Annotated in this window: 14 protein-coding genes, 2 tRNA genes and 2 rRNA genes; 3 read left to right on the top strand and 15 right to left on the bottom strand. The window is 47.5% G+C overall.

What is annotated here, in order from left to right; translation table 11 throughout:
- Positions 1-38: 38 nt before the first annotated feature.
- The gene (gene groL / locus M1D59_RS03255; RefSeq protein WP_020450334.1) at positions 39-1,673 is read right to left on the bottom strand and encodes a chaperonin GroEL; all 1,635 of its coding nucleotides are present in this window, start codon (positions 1,671-1,673) and stop codon (positions 39-41) included.
- 44 nt (positions 1,674-1,717) lie between these two features.
- Positions 1,718-2,002 carry a co-chaperone GroES gene (groES, locus tag M1D59_RS03250; protein WP_003179248.1) on the bottom strand — a complete coding sequence of 95 codons (285 nt, stop codon included), beginning with the start codon at positions 2,000-2,002 and terminating at the stop codon, positions 1,718-1,720.
- A gap of 225 nt (positions 2,003-2,227) precedes the next feature.
- On the opposite strand from groES, the gene M1D59_RS03245 reads away from it, so the two are divergent.
- Together M1D59_RS03245 and M1D59_RS03240 are read left to right on the top strand one after the other, a co-directional pair.
- Positions 2,228-2,962 carry a CPBP family intramembrane glutamic endopeptidase gene (locus M1D59_RS03245; protein ID WP_020450333.1) on the top strand — a complete coding sequence of 245 codons (735 nt, stop codon included), beginning with the start codon at positions 2,228-2,230 and terminating at the stop codon, positions 2,960-2,962.
- Positions 2,962-3,153, top strand: coding sequence for a YdiK family protein (locus tag M1D59_RS03240; protein WP_023855536.1), 192 nt, complete (start codon positions 2,962-2,964; stop codon positions 3,151-3,153). Before M1D59_RS03245 ends, M1D59_RS03240 begins: the two co-directional genes overlap by 1 nt.
- A gap of 44 nt (positions 3,154-3,197) precedes the next feature.
- On the opposite strand, the gene tatC is transcribed toward M1D59_RS03240, so the two are convergent.
- From tatC to moaC, 4 genes are read right to left on the bottom strand one after another with little or no spacing between them, the layout of a single operon-like run.
- The gene (gene tatC / locus M1D59_RS03235) at positions 3,198-3,974 is read right to left on the bottom strand and encodes a twin-arginine translocase subunit TatC (RefSeq protein ID WP_095293002.1); all 777 of its coding nucleotides are present in this window, start codon (positions 3,972-3,974) and stop codon (positions 3,198-3,200) included.
- Positions 3,975-3,980: 6 nt separating this feature from the next.
- A complete protein-coding gene (locus M1D59_RS03230) occupies positions 3,981-4,154 on the bottom strand; it encodes a twin-arginine translocase TatA/TatE family subunit (RefSeq protein WP_020450330.1) in 174 nt (57 codons plus the stop codon).
- A 38-nt stretch (positions 4,155-4,192) separates the two neighbouring features.
- A complete protein-coding gene (locus tag M1D59_RS03225; protein ID WP_035337111.1) occupies positions 4,193-4,837 on the bottom strand; it encodes a redox-sensing transcriptional repressor Rex in 645 nt (214 codons plus the stop codon).
- Positions 4,838-4,840: 3 nt separating this feature from the next.
- Positions 4,841-5,347 carry a cyclic pyranopterin monophosphate synthase MoaC gene (gene moaC / locus M1D59_RS03220; RefSeq protein WP_026578974.1) on the bottom strand — a complete coding sequence of 169 codons (507 nt, stop codon included), beginning with the start codon at positions 5,345-5,347 and terminating at the stop codon, positions 4,841-4,843.
- A 146-nt stretch (positions 5,348-5,493) separates the two neighbouring features.
- On the opposite strand from moaC, the gene M1D59_RS03215 reads away from it, so the two are divergent.
- Positions 5,494-7,419 carry an ABC-F family ATP-binding cassette domain-containing protein gene (locus M1D59_RS03215; RefSeq protein WP_026578975.1) on the top strand — a complete coding sequence of 642 codons (1,926 nt, stop codon included), beginning with the start codon at positions 5,494-5,496 and terminating at the stop codon, positions 7,417-7,419.
- Positions 7,420-7,658: 239 nt separating this feature from the next.
- On the opposite strand, the gene tsaD is transcribed toward M1D59_RS03215, so the two are convergent.
- The 9 genes from tsaD to M1D59_RS03170 all read right to left on the bottom strand — a co-directional run bounded on the left by tsaD (position 7,659) and on the right by M1D59_RS03170 (position 14,859).
- On the bottom strand, positions 7,659-8,684 hold the full coding sequence (gene tsaD / locus M1D59_RS03210) for a tRNA (adenosine(37)-N6)-threonylcarbamoyltransferase complex transferase subunit TsaD (RefSeq protein WP_020450326.1): 1,026 nt from the start codon (positions 8,682-8,684) through the stop codon (positions 7,659-7,661).
- On the bottom strand, positions 8,674-9,132 hold the full coding sequence (rimI, locus tag M1D59_RS03205) for a ribosomal protein S18-alanine N-acetyltransferase (protein ID WP_023855532.1): 459 nt from the start codon (positions 9,130-9,132) through the stop codon (positions 8,674-8,676). Before rimI ends, tsaD begins: the two co-directional genes overlap by 11 nt.
- Positions 9,133-9,144: 12 nt before the next feature.
- Complete coding sequence (gene tsaB / locus M1D59_RS03200; protein ID WP_020450324.1) at positions 9,145-9,834, bottom strand: tRNA (adenosine(37)-N6)-threonylcarbamoyltransferase complex dimerization subunit type 1 TsaB; 690 nt, start codon at positions 9,832-9,834, stop codon at positions 9,145-9,147.
- On the bottom strand, positions 9,815-10,291 hold the full coding sequence (gene tsaE / locus M1D59_RS03195; protein ID WP_020450323.1) for a tRNA (adenosine(37)-N6)-threonylcarbamoyltransferase complex ATPase subunit type 1 TsaE: 477 nt from the start codon (positions 10,289-10,291) through the stop codon (positions 9,815-9,817). The genes tsaB and tsaE overlap by 20 nt, the downstream gene beginning before the upstream one ends.
- Before the next feature lie 17 nt (positions 10,292-10,308).
- On the bottom strand, positions 10,309-11,283 hold the full coding sequence (gene thiL / locus M1D59_RS03190; protein ID WP_020450322.1) for a thiamine-phosphate kinase: 975 nt from the start codon (positions 11,281-11,283) through the stop codon (positions 10,309-10,311).
- Positions 11,284-11,479: 196 nt separating this feature from the next.
- Positions 11,480-11,556, bottom strand: a tRNA-Asp gene (locus M1D59_RS03185).
- Positions 11,557-11,592: 36 nt separating this feature from the next.
- Positions 11,593-11,669 (bottom strand) — tRNA-Met (locus M1D59_RS03180).
- Between the two features lie 12 nt (positions 11,670-11,681).
- Positions 11,682-11,797 (bottom strand): 5S ribosomal RNA (gene rrf / locus M1D59_RS03175).
- A 132-nt stretch (positions 11,798-11,929) separates the two neighbouring features.
- Positions 11,930-14,859, bottom strand: a 23S ribosomal RNA gene (locus tag M1D59_RS03170).
- Between the last annotated feature and the right edge of the window lie 74 nt (positions 14,860-14,933).

Below are 14,933 nucleotides of genomic sequence, written 5' to 3'. Positions count from 1 at the left end.
AAAAAACCCCTTGATTTTCAAGGGGTTTTAAGTGGGCTTTACATCATGCCGCCCATACCACCCATGCCGCCCATGTCAGGCATTCCTGCGCCGCCTTTGTTTTCTTCAGGCTTGTCGGCAACAACTGCTTCAGTTGTCAGGAACATAGCCGCTACAGATGCTGCGTTTTGCAGAGCTGAGCGTGTTACTTTTGTAGGGTCAACGATACCTTTGTCGATCATGTTCACCCATTCGCCTGTTGCAGCGTTGTAGCCTACACCAATAGCTTCGCCTTTCAGGCGCTCAACGATGACAGATCCTTCAAGACCCGCATTGTGCGCGATTTGACGGATTGGTTCTTCAAGAGCGCGAAGAACGATGTTGATACCAGTCAGTTCGTCGCCTTCAGCTTCAAGGGCAGCTACTTTATTGTAAACATTGACAAGAGCTGTACCACCGCCTGATACGATTCCTTCTTCTACCGCAGCGCGAGTAGAGTTCAGGGCGTCTTCGATGCGAAGCTTGCGTTCTTTCAATTCTGTTTCAGTCGCAGCGCCGACTTTGATGACAGCTACGCCGCCTGCAAGCTTAGCTAGGCGCTCTTGTAATTTTTCTTTATCGAACTCAGAAGTTGTTTCTTCAACTTGAGCGCGGATTTGGTTGACGCGTGCCGCGATTTGCTCTGTATCTCCCGCACCTTCAACGATTGTTGTGTTTTCTTTTGTCACAACAACTTTAGAAGCGCGTCCCAATTGGTTGATTTGAGTTGATTTAAGGTCAAGACCTAAATCTTCTGTGATCACTTCGGCACCTGTCAGGATCGAGATGTCTTCGAGCATCGCTTTGCGGCGGTCTCCGAATCCAGGCGCTTTAACAGCCACTGCGTTGAATGTTCCGCGAAGCTTGTTGACAACCAATGTTGCAAGAGCTTCACCTTCAACGTCTTCAGCAATCAGAAGCAACGGTTTGCCTTGCTGAACAACTTGCTCAAGCACCGGCAGGATTTCTTGAATGTTTGTGATTTTTTTGTCTGTTACTAAGATGTACGGGTTCTCAAGAACCGCTTCCATCTTATCGGAATCTGTCACCATGTAAGGAGACGCATATCCGCGGTCAAACTGCATACCTTCAACCACTTCAAGCTCTGTTGTGAATCCTTTTGATTCTTCGATCGTGATGACACCGTCGTTGCCGACGCGCTCCATCGCTTCAGCGATCAGGCTTCCGACTTCTTCGTCAGCAGCGGAGATTGAAGCAACTTGTGCGATTGATTCTTTGCCTTCGATTGGTTTGGAGATTTCTTTCAGGCTTTCAACCGCTACAGCCACAGCCTGCTCGATACCTTTGCGCACGCCTACAGGGTTAGCGCCGGCAGTTACGTTTTTAAGACCTTCGCGAATCATCGCTTGAGCTAGAACTGTCGCTGTTGTTGTACCGTCACCGGCAACATCGTTTGTTTTGCTCGCAACTTCAGCAACAAGCTTTGCGCCCATGTTTTCGAACGCGTCTTCAAGCTCGATTTCTTTCGCGATGGTAACACCGTCGTTTGTGATTAATGGAGAACCGAATTTTTTCTCAAGAACGACGTTGCGTCCTTTAGGTCCCAAAGTTACCTTTACAGCATCCGCCAATGCATCTACACCGCGCAGCATTGAACGGCGGGCTTCTTCGCTAAACTTAATATCTTTTGCCATGTTATTCGAACCTCCTATATAATTGTCTCGTTTTTATTTATGACTTAGCCGATAACAGCTAAAATGTCGCTTTCACGCAAGATTAAGTAGTCAGTACCTTCATATTTCACTTCGGTACCTGCATATTTTGAGAAGATGATGCGGTCGCCTGTTTTCACTTCTAATGCAACGCGCTCTCCGCTCTCTAACACACGGCCTGAACCGGCTGCAACCACTTTACCCTCTTGTGGTTTTTCTTTTGCGGAGTCAGGAAGTACGATTCCGCTGGCAGTTTTTTCTTCAGACTCAACGAGCTCAATGACAACGCGATCACCTAATGGCTTTAACAATGAAACAACCTCCTCAATATTTTCATATGTAATTTTAGCACTCGCACTCGGTGAGTGCTAACACAATTCTTATAATAAAGAATCTCCCAGGCAATTTCAAGTGATAAGGTCAAATTTTTTTGCGCTTACATTTCTCCGCATGTCCTTATCATCCTATAATTTAAAAAGAGTGTGTTACAATAAACATAGTCTGAATTAGATTTTTAGAAAAGGAGTACATAAAGCTTGAGAAAACAATACTGGTTTATTATATTGGCATACGTTCTCATGCAATTGTCGGCCGCTGTCGGCTTGCCTCTTCTTTACTTTTTGGGAGTGGGCAAAGGACAGCCAAAGGCTGAAGCCCAGCTTACATTGACAGGCGTCTGGTCTGTCATCGCGTTTACCCTCTGTCTCGTTATCGTGCTGCTGATTTTGCGGACGGTGCCGAAGACGACGCTTCGCAACCGCCCGAAAGCATCGGTTGGAGCGTCAATCGGATGGGCGGTAGCCGGCGTTTTTCTCGCTTTGTTTTCGCAGTCAATTGCCGCTTCGATCGAAATGTACTTGTTCGGGGTCAACCCGGAATCGGAAAATACGCAGCGGATCATGGAAATCATCACCGCATTGCCGCTGATGGTGTTTGTCTCTTCTGTATTCGGACCGATTCTTGAAGAAATCATTTTCAGAAAGATCATTTTCGGTGCAATCTATGAGAAAACGAATTTTTTCATTGCCGCTTTGTTCAGTTCGGTGCTCTTCTCGGTCGTCCATTTGGATTTCAGCCATCTGCTCATTTATACAGCAATGGGATTCACATTCTCCTTTTTATATGTCAGAACCAACCGGATTATCGTGCCTATTTTCGCCCATGTCGCCATGAATACGCTCGTCGTCTTACTGCAGACATTCCGGGAGCCTATTGAAGAATATTTGAAACACGTCGAGAAAATGCAAATGATTATTGGAGGATTTCTATGATGAGAAGCCCTAAATTCTGGGGAGCGATTTATTTATTAACGGGTGTGCTGTTTACATATCTGGCGGCAACCTCGCCCGGAAGCATGTGGTCTTTTTACACGATCCTGCTGATGCTTTTCGCAGCCTATAATATCAGCATTTCCTTTAAAATGTTCGCCCTGGCCGGCAAGATGAAACGAAAAGATCAATAGCCTTTTTTGTGAAGGAAAAGAGCCATTCTGAAAAAGAATGGCTCTTATTTAGTATGGTCGTTCAAAAACGCTTGATTTTCCTCTTGAATCATTGTTTTTTGCGCCTGCCTGTAGGATATTCTTGAAATCACGATACTGATTTCATAAAGAATGAGCAATGGCACTGAGACCATTAAATGCGACAAAAGCTCAGGCGGTGTAATGAGGGCCGCGATGACGAACAACACAAAATATGCGTATTTTCTGATTTTCGCCAAAAACATCGGCGTCACGAGGCCGAGCCTTGTGATAAACATGATGACCACAGGCATCTGAAACAATAAGCCAAAAGGAAGCGTCAACTGAAGCAGAAACTGAAAATATTCGTGTATTCCGATGACCTGGTTGACATTCAGATCATCTGAGACTCTCGTCATAAAGTCCACGACAAACGGAAATAAAATAAAGTAAGAAAAGGCAATGCCGCCTAAAAAAAGAATAATCGATATCGGAATATAGCTGAGCGTCACTTTTCGTTCCTTTTCATACAGCCCCGGGCTAATGAAAGCCCACAGCTGGTATAAAACAAGCGGCGAAGTCAAGACGGCGCCGATGATGAACGCGAACTGCACGTACACAAATAAAGGATCGGTCAGCTTGAACGCGTTGAGCGTCAGCAGCTTTGCTTCATCCGTCTGCTGCAGATAGATAATCAGCGGCTTTGCCAATAAAAAGCCTGCCACAACAAATAAAACAAAAAAGAAAAAAGTGATCACAAGCCGTCTGCGTAGTTCTGTGATATGTTCTATCAGCGACATTTCTCTTTCCTTCATAAATGTCATCCTATCCTACTGATCTTCTTTCTTTTTATCGGAATCGTCGTCAGCCAAACCTTTTGTCGCATTCTTAAACTCCCTCAGCGTGTTTCCCGCCGCTCTTCCCAGCTCGGGAAGTTTTTTCGGGCCGAATATCAAAAGCGCCACCACGACAATTAAAATAAAGCTTCCAGGACCGATTGGCATAAAGCCTGCCCCCTTTCCTTTATTTTTCGTTTTCCGTTTTACTTTTCCTGCATTGAATAATGTTTCATGAAATACACCAGCGACTGAAGTTCAACCGCCAAATCTATATGATGAATGCGAATGTGTTCCGGCACATTCAAGCGGGCCGGCGTGAAATTAAGAATGCCTTTAATGCCAAGCGCCACCAGCCTGTCTGTAATCGACTGTGCGGCTTGAGCCGGTACCGTCAAAATGGCGACGGGGATATCATCCGTCATATGCTCTTCAAGTCTATTCAGATCATAGACGGGAACACCGCCGACCTCGGTTCCGATTTTTTCCTCATTGATGTCAAACGCCATGGCGATTTTTGTATTATTATTTTTGATAAAATTGTAATGGAGAAAGGCTGTCCCCAAATTCCCCACGCCAATGAGCGTTACGTTCGTCATTTCATCCTGATCAAGCGTCTTTCTGAAAAAGGACAGCAAATAATTGACATTGTAGCCGTATCCTTTTTTTCCGAGCGCGCCGAAGTACGAGAAGTCCCTGCGGATGGTCGCAGAATCGACTTTGACGGCATCGCTCAGCTCAGCGGAAGATACACGCTGTTTTCCGGATGCATGAAGGTTTTTTAAAAAACGATAATATAATGGCAACCGTTTCGCTGTCGCTTGCGGAATTTTTGAATGATCCATGTTCATAAACTAATCCTCCATGTCTACATCAGCTTTTTCCCTTTTATAGTCACCGTTTTTCCCACCTGTCTTTTCGAGAAGAAAGGTCGGTCCTATCACCATTCCCTTATCCGCCGCTTTGCACATGTCATATACGGTCAGCGCACATACGGAGGCCGAAGTTAACGCTTCCATTTCCACACCTGTGCTCCCTTTGGTCTTCACTTTAGATTGAATATGCAGGATGCTCTTCTGTTCTTTCTCCTCCCAGCGAAAGGCGATGTCGACTCCTTTCAGAGCGATCGGATGGCACATCGGGATGATGGCGGATGTCTGTTTTGCGGCCATGATTCCGGCCACTTGCGCCACCGCCAATACATCGCCCTTTCCGATTTCCCGGTTTTTGATTTTTTCATGTACTGTTCGATTCATAGACACGCTTGAAACAGCCGCAGCTGTGCGTACTGAAGCTTCCTTTTCGCTTATATCAACCATCTTGGCTCTGCCTTGTTCATTAAAATGTGTAAACTCATTCATGTTCTGAACTCTCCTTATAACGATCATACACTATTTTTTTCATTCTGTCTTTTTCTTTGGCTAAAATCTTCCAGACTTCACTTAATTGTTTGCTGACTGCGCAGTGATAGGCTACACTTAAAATAGCAGACAAGAGGTGAAAGATCATGATGATTTTACAAGTGAACCAACTTTCAAAATCGTTTGGAGCCGATACGATTTTAACGAATATAAAACTCGAAGTCAGATCTCGGGACCGGATTGCGATCGTCGGACGCAACGGCGCCGGAAAATCGACTCTTCTAAAGATTATCGCAGGAAAACTTTCATATGAAAAGGGGGACATCATCAAGCCGAAAGATTTGACGATGGGCTACCTTGACCAGCATTCCGGCCTCGATTCCAAGCTGACGCTCAAAGAGGAATTGCTGTCGGTATTTGATTTTCTAAAAAAAATGGAAAAAGAAATGCGCGCGATCGAGGAAAAGATGGCGCAGGCCGGACCGGACATGCTTGAATCATTGATGAAGACGTATGACAGGCTTCAGCAGGAGTTCAAGGACAAAGGCGGCTACCAATATGAGGCAGAGGTCAGATCCGTCATGCACGGGCTCGGCTTTGCGGGATTTGACGACTCCGTCCGCGTCCAGGACTTAAGCGGAGGTCAAAAAACAAGACTTGCCCTCGGAAAAATGCTTTTGACAAAACCCGACCTCCTCATTTTGGACGAACCGACAAACCACTTGGATATCGATACCCTGACATGGCTTGAACAATATTTGCAAAATTACAGCGGAGCGATTTTAATCGTTTCCCATGACAGGTACTTTCTTGACAAAGTGGTTACCCAAGTTTACGAGATCAGCCGGTCCCAAAGCAAAAAATATACCGGGAACTACAGCTCTTATCTCCAATTAAAAGCCGAACAGCTGGAAAAGGAAACAAAGCTTTATGAAAAGCAGCAGGACGAAATCGCCAAGCTGCAGGAGTTCGTCGACCGGAATCTGGCTAGAGCTTCGACGACGAAACGGGCGCAGAGCAGACGAAAGCAGCTTGAACGGATGGAGATCATGGACAAACCGCTCGGAGATGAAAAGTCGGCGTCTTTCCGCTTTGAAATTACAAGGCAAAGCGGAAACGATGTACTGCGGGTGGAAGACTTGACAGTAAGCTATCAGGAGCAGCCCCCGCTTCTCCGTTCATTGAACTTTCACATCACCCGCGGGGAAAGCGTTGCACTGGTCGGACCGAACGGAATCGGCAAGTCAACCCTTTTAAAAGCATTGATTCAAAAGCTGCAGCCGGTATCGGGAACAATCGCGACAGGCTCCCATGTCTCAATCGGCTACTATGACCAGGAACAGGCTGAATTGACGTCGTCAAAACGCGTGCTTGACGAGCTTTGGGACGATTATCCGGAAATGAATGAAAAGGATATCCGGACCTGCCTCGGCAACTTCCTGTTTTCGGGAGAAGACGTATTAAAACCTGTACACGCGTTAAGCGGCGGCGAAAAAGCAAGGCTTGCCCTCGCCAAGCTGATGCTCCAAAAAGCGAACTTCCTTATTCTTGATGAGCCGACAAACCATCTCGACCTGGACAGCAAGGAAGTCTTGGAGAACGCTTTGATCGATTACCCGGGAACGATATTATTTGTGTCCCATGACCGCTATTTTATCAACCGGATCGCGACAAAAGTACTGGAGCTTTCCCGCGACAAAGCAGAAGAATATTTAGGCGACTACGATTATTACACAGAAAAAAAAGCGCAGCAGCTTGAACTGAAAGAACTAGAAAAACAGACGGAAGAGCATCAGAAAAACGCTTCCGAAAAACCTGGCGCAAAAAAGAGCTATGAAGAAGAAAAAGAGCTGAAAAGAAAAGAACGCCAGCGGCAGCGCAGGATTGAAGAAATCGAAACAAGAATTACGGACATTGAAGAACAGATCGAAAAAAATGAAGAGCTCCTGTGTGACCCCGCCGTCTTCCAAGACCATGAGAAGGTCCAGGAAATCCACTCTGAAAATGAACGGCTAAATGAGGAGCTTGAACAACTGTTAACAGAATGGGAAACACTCTCTACAAATGAATAAAGGATGAACCGCTCCAAGCCGGAGCGGTTTTTTTGTCCACAATTAAAATCCTTTATTTAAAAGAAAGAAAGCGATTTACCCACAATATCCACAAAAAATATAATATTTATACACATTATTAACAGGTAAAAAAGGTCTGTAAATTAAGGTTTTTAACATTATACACAAGACTGTGGATATATGTTAATAACCTGTTAATAACTATTCCCGGGCAAAAAAACCTCACAGAGCGTGAGGTTTTAATAAGACGTCAGATCTAAGCCAGGCTGACCGTTCATATCATATTTTCCTCTGATTCCTTTTTCAAAAGCAACCGTACCTGCGGCGGCAATCATCGCGGCATTGTCCGTACACAGCGAAAGCGGCGGGATCAAAAGCTCAATCTCCGGATGGCTGCTGAACGTTTTTTCAAGCGCCGCTCTCAACCCTTTGTTTGCAGCAACTCCTCCGGCAAGCAGCACCTGTTTGACGCCATAAGCTTTCGCAGCGCGTTCCGTTTTTGTGACGAGGACATCAATGACGCTTTCCTGAAAGCTGGCTGACAAATCTTCCGGAGCTATCGTTTCACCTTTTTGTGAAGCGTTGTGAAGCGTGTTGATGACTGCAGATTTCAATCCGCTGAAGCTGAAATGATAAGAGCCTTCTTCAAGCCATGCGCGCGGCAGCGGCACATTTGCCTCGCCTTTTTGCGCAAGTTTGTCAATGTGAGGTCCTCCCGGATAAGGAAGCCCCATCGTTCTCGCCACTTTGTCATAGGCTTCACCTGCCGCATCGTCGAGCGTCTCTCCGATGACTTCAAATGAGCCGTGCTCTTTCATATACACGAGTTCGGTGTGGCCGCCTGAGACGACAAGGGCAATCGCCGGAAATTGAATGTCCTGAACAAGTCTGTTGGCATAGATGTGACCGGCAATGTGATGGACGCCTACGAGCGGTATGCCCCGGGCAAAACTGAGCGCTTTCGCGGCATTCACGCCGATCAATAAAGCGCCGACAAGCCCCGGTCCTTCCGTTACTGCGATGGCATCAATGTCATCAAATGTCATGTCCGCTTGTGCAAAGGCTTCCTCAAGCACGATCGTCATCTGTTCCACGTGATGCCTTGATGCGATCTCGGGAACAACGCCGCCAAACCGTTTATGACTTTCGATTTGCGACGCTACGACATTTGAAATGATATCCGTTCCGTTTTTGACAATCGCGGCGGCCGTCTCATCACAGCTTGTTTCGATTCCTAATACATACAGATCTTTTTTATGATTCATTTAGTCTCACCCACATTAATAATGCATCTTCCCCATTATCGGTATAATAATTTTTACGAATTCCTCCCGGCTCAAAGCCGAGCTTTTTATATAAGCTTTGTGCAATATGATTCGATACCCTTACCTCTAAAGAAAGCTGAACCGCCTTTTTCATCCGGCAAAGCTTCATCGCGGCTTTCAAAAGAGCTTCTCCTAAACGGCGGCCCCGATATGCAGGTGAAACGGCAATGTTGGTGATCTGGGCATCATCCATGACGATCCAAATCCCGCAGTAGCCGACAACTTGCTCCTCAACTTCGAGAACGAGGTAATGAGCATACATATTGTGAAAAAGCTCATGATGAAAAGATTCTTTTTTCCACGGAGAAGAAAAAGAGCTTTTTTCAATTTCAAAAACCTGGTCCAAATCTTTTGGATTCATATCGCGTATGACCATTTGCGTGTTCATGGCTTCACCCGTTTACTTTTGTTTTTCAAGCCAGACGGCCTCGGCTTCGGCCAGACGAATATAGTTTGGAACAACGCTGTGCACAGGCTCGGCCTCTTTAAGTTCTCCGATTAAAGCCAATTCTGAAGGTCGTGGAAGCTGCAGGGCAGGGCCAGCAATGACCGCTTGTTCACCGAGAATCTGTTCGATCATCTCCTGATGAATCTCTGTGTCACTTCCTATGAAAAGGACTTGCTGATCCATGGCTTTCAGTTTTTTAAGCCAATCCTCAAGCAGAATGTTTTGGTCCTCTTCCAAGCCATGCAGTTTGCCGTCCCTATACTGGTATAGTCCCGTATAAACCTGACCGCGTCTGGCATCAAACAACGGACAAATCAAGCCTTGGAAAAAACGGCCGTTTGCCGCCAGCACTTCAAGGCTTGAAACGGTTTTAATCGGAATATTTAATGACCATGCAAGCGTTTTTGCAATCGTAACACCGATCCGCACGCCTGTATATGAACCCGGACCTTTGGCAACTGCAATTTGGGTCAGGTCATTCGGCTCTAAACCGCACTCTTTAAGGAGTTCGTCGATCGCCGGCATAGCTCTGACTGAATGGTTTTTCTTTAAGTGGGATATATGCTCGGCTATCACTTTTCCGTCTTTAACTAATGCCACGCCGAGCGTTAAATTGGATGTATCAATCGCAAGTATCGTCATGTTTGCTGATCTCCTCGCAAAGATTTTCGTAGCGGCTGCCTTTAGGGGTAAAGGTCAGCTTTCGTTCATCATCGCCAAGCCGCTTAATGACCACCTCTAGGCGCTCTTTCGGAAGCTGCTCCTCAATCAAATGCGCCCATTCCACAAGGCAGACGCCGTCTCCCTCAAAATATTCATCTAATCCGAGATCTTCCGTTTCATCTTCCATTCTGTAAACATCCATATGAAACAGCGGAAGAGAGCCGTCCCGGTATTCTTTGATAATGGTAAAAGTCGGGCTGCTGACAACCCGCTTGATTCCGAGCCCTTCGGCAAATCCTTTTGTAAAAGTCGTTTTGCCTGCTCCAAGGTCGCCCTCCAATGTGATGACATCACCGGGCAGAACATACTTTGCTGCCAGTCTGGCAATGTTTTTCGTCTCTTCAGGCTCTGTCGTTTTCCACTCTAACGTTTTCACTTTACTTGTCACCTGTCTTATTTAAAATGGTTATATCCTTTTTTTTCGAGAAGAACGCGGTCCTGTCCATTATGATAAAACACGTCCGCCTGCCCTTGTTGTGTGACGCGGCCGATTTGATAAACCGGCACATGACGTTCAGAGCATTCCTGACTAAAACGTTCCCATTGATCATTAGAAATCGTACCGACGAGTTCAAAATCCTCGCCGCCGAAAAGGACCCACTCTTCCCATTTTGTGTGCAGTGTATGTAAATCCGAATGGACCGGAATCATCTCTTTATATATGTCAATGGAAACACGGCTCGCTTCGGCAATTTCATTTAATTCGCTGGCAAGCCCGTCGCTGATATCATTAAGTGCCACATGATGATAGCCTGAACAGAGCAAACCTGCCTCAACCCTCGGCAAAGGCCTCTTGTGCCGCTCTATAAAATATTGAGACTGCTTCTCGTCTTTCATCTCTGCTTGGCCCAATATAAAAGCCAGACCGGCAGCAGATGAGCCAAGTTCTCCCGTCACAAAAACGACATCCCCGGGTTCGGCATGGCTTCTTAAACAAGTTCTGCCCTTTTCAATCTCGCCGATTACTGTTACGGTCAAAACGAGCGGCCCGTTGGCAGATACGGTGTCACCGCCGATTAAGTCCATTTGATATAGTGTCGCCAGTTTATTCATTTCTTCATACATGGCTTCAATATCCACCGCGTGCCAGCCGGAAGGAACAGCAATGGACACAAGATAATACTTGGGGCTGCCTCCCATCGCGGCAATATCACTAATATTCACAGCCAATGCTTTATATCCGATATCGGCAGGCGATGAATGGGATGATAAAAAATGAATACCGTCGACCATCGTATCGACCGCAACAATCTCCTGATAACCGTTCTTTGTATGATAAACAGCGGCATCGTCCCCAATACCGATCTCTATTTCTCGGTGAAAAAGCGAACGGGGCGTAATCCTTTGAATCAATTCAAATTCGTCCATAAGATCATTTGCTCCTTTGCTGTTGCAACCAATCAAAACACTATCATTAGTTTATCGAATTCTCACCAATTATCCAAGAAATAAAGAAACTCGGCAAACATTGTGAAAAACGCCGATGAAGCCAAGTTTTCAGCATAGACCTGAAAGAAGACATAAAAAAAAACGAAAACCTCAAAGATTTCGTTTGTGTACAACATGGCGGTCCGGACGGGACTCGAACCCGCGACCTCCTGCGTGACAGGCAGGCATTCTAACCAACTGAACTACCGGACCACTTTTTATTTATTTTCTTTGTATGGAAATTAGATTTGGTTGCGGGGGCAGGATTTGAACCTGCGACCTTCGGGTTATGAGCCCGACGAGCTACCGAACTGCTCCACCCCGCGATAATATAAACAGCTTGGCGGCGTCCTACTCTCACAGGGGGAATCCCCCAACTACCATCGGCGCTGAAGAGCTTAACTTCCGTGTTCGGCATGGGAACGGGTGTGACCTCTTCGCTATCGCCACCAAACTATTTGCCTTCAGGACGAAGGTACTGAGCGTTCCTCACAGGATGTGAGGGCCTTTAGCCGAGTTTCCTTGCCTTTGGCTTTCTGAGAGCATTCTCTCAAAACTAGATAACGGTCAGACATTCACAAATATTTAGGTTAAGTCCTCGATCGATTAGTATCTGTCAGCTCCATGTGTCGCCACACTTCCACCTCAGACCTATCAACCTGATCATCTTTCAGGGATCTTACTTCCTTGCGGAATGGGAAATCTCATCTTGAGGGGGGCTTCATGCTTAGATGCTTTCAGCACTTATCCCGTCCGCACATAGCTACCCAGCGATGCCCTTGGCAGAACAACTGGTACACCAGCGGTGCGTCCATCCCGGTCCTCTCGTACTAAGGACAGCTCCTCTCAAATTTCCTGCGCCCGCGACGGATAGGGACCGAACTGTCTCACGACGTTCTGAACCCAGCTCGCGTACCGCTTTAATGGGCGAACAGCCCAACCCTTGGGACCGACTACAGCCCCAGGATGCGATGAGCCGACATCGAGGTGCCAAACCTCCCCGTCGATGTGGACTCTTGGGGGAGATAAGCCTGTTATCCCCGGGGTAGCTTTTATCCGTTGAGCGATGGCCCTTCCATGCGGAACCACCGGATCACTAAGCCCGACTTTCGTCCCTGCTCGACTTGTAGGTCTCGCAGTCAAGCTCCCTTGTGCCTTTACACTCTGCGAATGATTTCCAACCATTCTGAGGGAACCTTTGGGCGCCTCCGTTACCTTTTAGGAGGCGACCGCCCCAGTCAAACTGCCCACCTGACACTGTCTCCCCGCCCGATAAGGGCGGCGGGTTAGAAGGTCAATACAGCCAGGGTAGTATCCCACCGATGCCTCCACCGAAGCTGGCGCTCCGGTTTCCAAGGCTCCTACCTATCCTGTACAAGCTGTACCAACATTCAATATCAGGCTGCAGTAAAGCTCCACGGGGTCTTTCCGTCCTGTCGCGGGTAACCTGCATCTTCACAGGTACTATAATTTCACCGAGTCTCTCGTTGAGACAGTGCCCAGATCGTTGCGCCTTTCGTGCGGGTCGGAACTTACCCGACAAGGAATTTCGCTACCTTAGGACCGTTATAGTTACGGCCGCCGTTTACTGGGGCTTCAATTCGCACCTTCGCTTACGCTAAGCGCTCCTCTTAACCTTCCAGCACCGGGCAGGCGTCAGCCCCTATACTTCGCCTTACGGCTTCGCAGAGACCTGTGTTTTTGCTAAACAGTCGCCTGGGCCTATTCACTGCGGCTCTCTCGGGCTTGCACCCTAACAGAGCACCCCTTCTCCCGAAGTTACGGGGTCATTTTGCCGAGTTCCTTAACGAGAGTTCTCTCGATCACCTTAGGATTCTCTCCTCGCCTACCTGTGTCGGTTTGCGGTACGGGCACCTCTCACCTCGCTAGAGGCTTTTCTTGGCAGTGTGGAATCAGGAACTTCGCTACTATATTTCGCTCGCCATCACAGCTCAGCCTTACGGGAAACGGATTTGCCTATTTCCCAGCCTAACTGCTTGGACGCGGATATCCAATACCGCGCTTACCCTATCCTCCTGCGTCCCCCCATTGCTCAAATGGTGAGGAGGTGGTACAGGAATATCAACCTGTTGTCCATCGCCTACGCCTTTCGGCCTCGGCTTAGGTCCCGACTAACCCTGAGCGGACGAGCCTTCCTCAGGAAACCTTAGGCATTCGGTGGAGGGGATTCTCACCCCTCTTTCGCTACTCATACCGGCATTCTCACTTCTAAGCGCTCCACGAGTCCTTCCGGTCTCGCTTCACAGCCCTTAGAACGCTCTCCTACCACTGTTCGTAAGAACAGTCCGCAGCTTCGGTGATACGTTTAGCCCCGGTACATTTTCGGCGCAGAGTCACTCGACCAGTGAGCTATTACGCACTCTTTAAATGGTGGCTGCTTCTAAGCCAACATCCTGGTTGTCTAAGCAACTCCACATCCTTTTCCACTTAACGTATACTTTGGGACCTTAGCTGGCGGTCTGGGCTGTTTCCCTTTCGACTACGGATCTTATCACTCGCAGTCTGACTCCCAAGGATAAGTCTTTGGCATTCGGAGTTTGACTGAATTCGGTAACCCGGTAGGGGCCCCTAGTCCAATCAGTGCTCTACCTCCAAGACTCTTACCTTGAGGCTAGCCCTAAAGCTATTTCGGAGAGAACCAGCTATCTCCAGGTTCGATTGGCATTTCACCCCTACCCACACCTCATCCCCGCACTTTTCAACGTGCGTGGGTTCGGGCCTCCATTCAGTGTTACCTGAACTTCACCCTGGACATGGGTAGATCACCTGGTTTCGGGTCTACGACCACGTACTCATGCGCCCTATTCAGACTCGCTTTCGCTGCGGCTCCGTCTTTTCAAACTTAACCTTGCACGGGATCGTAACTCGCCGGTTCATTCTACAAAAGGCACGCCATCACCCGTTAACGGGCTCTGACTACTTGTAGGCACACGGTTTCAGGATCTCTTTCACTCCCCTTCCGGGGTGCTTTTCACCTTTCCCTCACGGTACTGGTTCACTATCGGTCACTAGGGAGTATTTAGCCTTGGGAGATGGTCCTCCCGGATTCCGACGGAATTTCACGTGTTCCGCCGTACTCAGGATCCACTCAGGAGAGAACGAAGTTTTGACTACAGGGCTGTTACCTCCTATGGCGGGCCTTTCCAGACCTCTTCATCTACCTCGTTCCTTTGTAACTCCGTACAGAGTGTCCTACAACCCCAAGAGGCAAGCCTCTTGGTTTGGGCTGTTCCCGTTTCGCTCGCCGCTACTCAGGGAATCGCATTTGCTTTCTCTTCCTCCGGGTACTTAGATGTTTCAGTTCCCCGGGTCTGCCTTCTCATATCCTATGAATTCAGATATGGATACTGCTCCATTACGAGCAGTGGGTTTCCCCATTCGGAAATCTCCGGATCAAAGCTTGCTTACAGCTCCCCGAAGCATATCGGTGTTCGTCCCGTCCTTCATCGGCTCCTAGTGCCAAGGCATCCACCGTGCGCCCTTTCTAACTTAACCGTTAAAAAGAATCACTACGTGATATCTTGCTTACTAATTGAATGTGATGTCTACTGTTATCTAGTTTTCAAAGA

It is taken from the genome of Bacillus sp. PK6-026 (assembly GCF_054161455.1).
This window is presented reverse-complemented; position numbering and strand designations above follow the sequence as displayed.

Bases quoted from the DNA above. Each gene is read 5' to 3' on its own strand.
- M1D59_RS03215 (WP_026578975.1), top strand. From the start codon at position 5,494: ATGATGATTTTACAAGTGAACCAACTTTCAAAATCGTTTGGAGCCGAT.
- M1D59_RS03230 (WP_020450330.1), bottom strand. From the start codon at position 4,154: ATGCCAATCGGTCCTGGAAGCTTTATTTTAATTGTCGTGGTGGCGCTT.
- M1D59_RS03225 (WP_035337111.1), bottom strand. From the start codon at position 4,837: ATGAACATGGATCATTCAAAAATTCCGCAAGCGACAGCGAAACGGTTG.
- thiL (WP_020450322.1), bottom strand. From the start codon at position 11,283: ATGGACGAATTTGAATTGATTCAAAGGATTACGCCCCGTTCGCTTTTT.
- rimI (WP_023855532.1), bottom strand. From the start codon at position 9,132: ATGAACACGCAAATGGTCATACGCGATATGAATCCAAAAGATTTGGAC.
- tsaB (WP_020450324.1), bottom strand. From the start codon at position 9,834: ATGACGATACTTGCGATTGATACATCCAATTTAACGCTCGGCGTGGCA.
- M1D59_RS03240 (WP_023855536.1), top strand. From the start codon at position 2,962: ATGAGAAGCCCTAAATTCTGGGGAGCGATTTATTTATTAACGGGTGTG.
- moaC (WP_026578974.1), bottom strand. From the start codon at position 5,347: ATGAATGAGTTTACACATTTTAATGAACAAGGCAGAGCCAAGATGGTT.
- groL (WP_020450334.1), bottom strand. From the start codon at position 1,673: ATGGCAAAAGATATTAAGTTTAGCGAAGAAGCCCGCCGTTCAATGCTG.
- tatC (WP_095293002.1), bottom strand. From the start codon at position 3,974: ATGACATTTATGAAGGAAAGAGAAATGTCGCTGATAGAACATATCACA.
- tsaD (WP_020450326.1), bottom strand. From the start codon at position 8,684: ATGAATCATAAAAAAGATCTGTATGTATTAGGAATCGAAACAAGCTGT.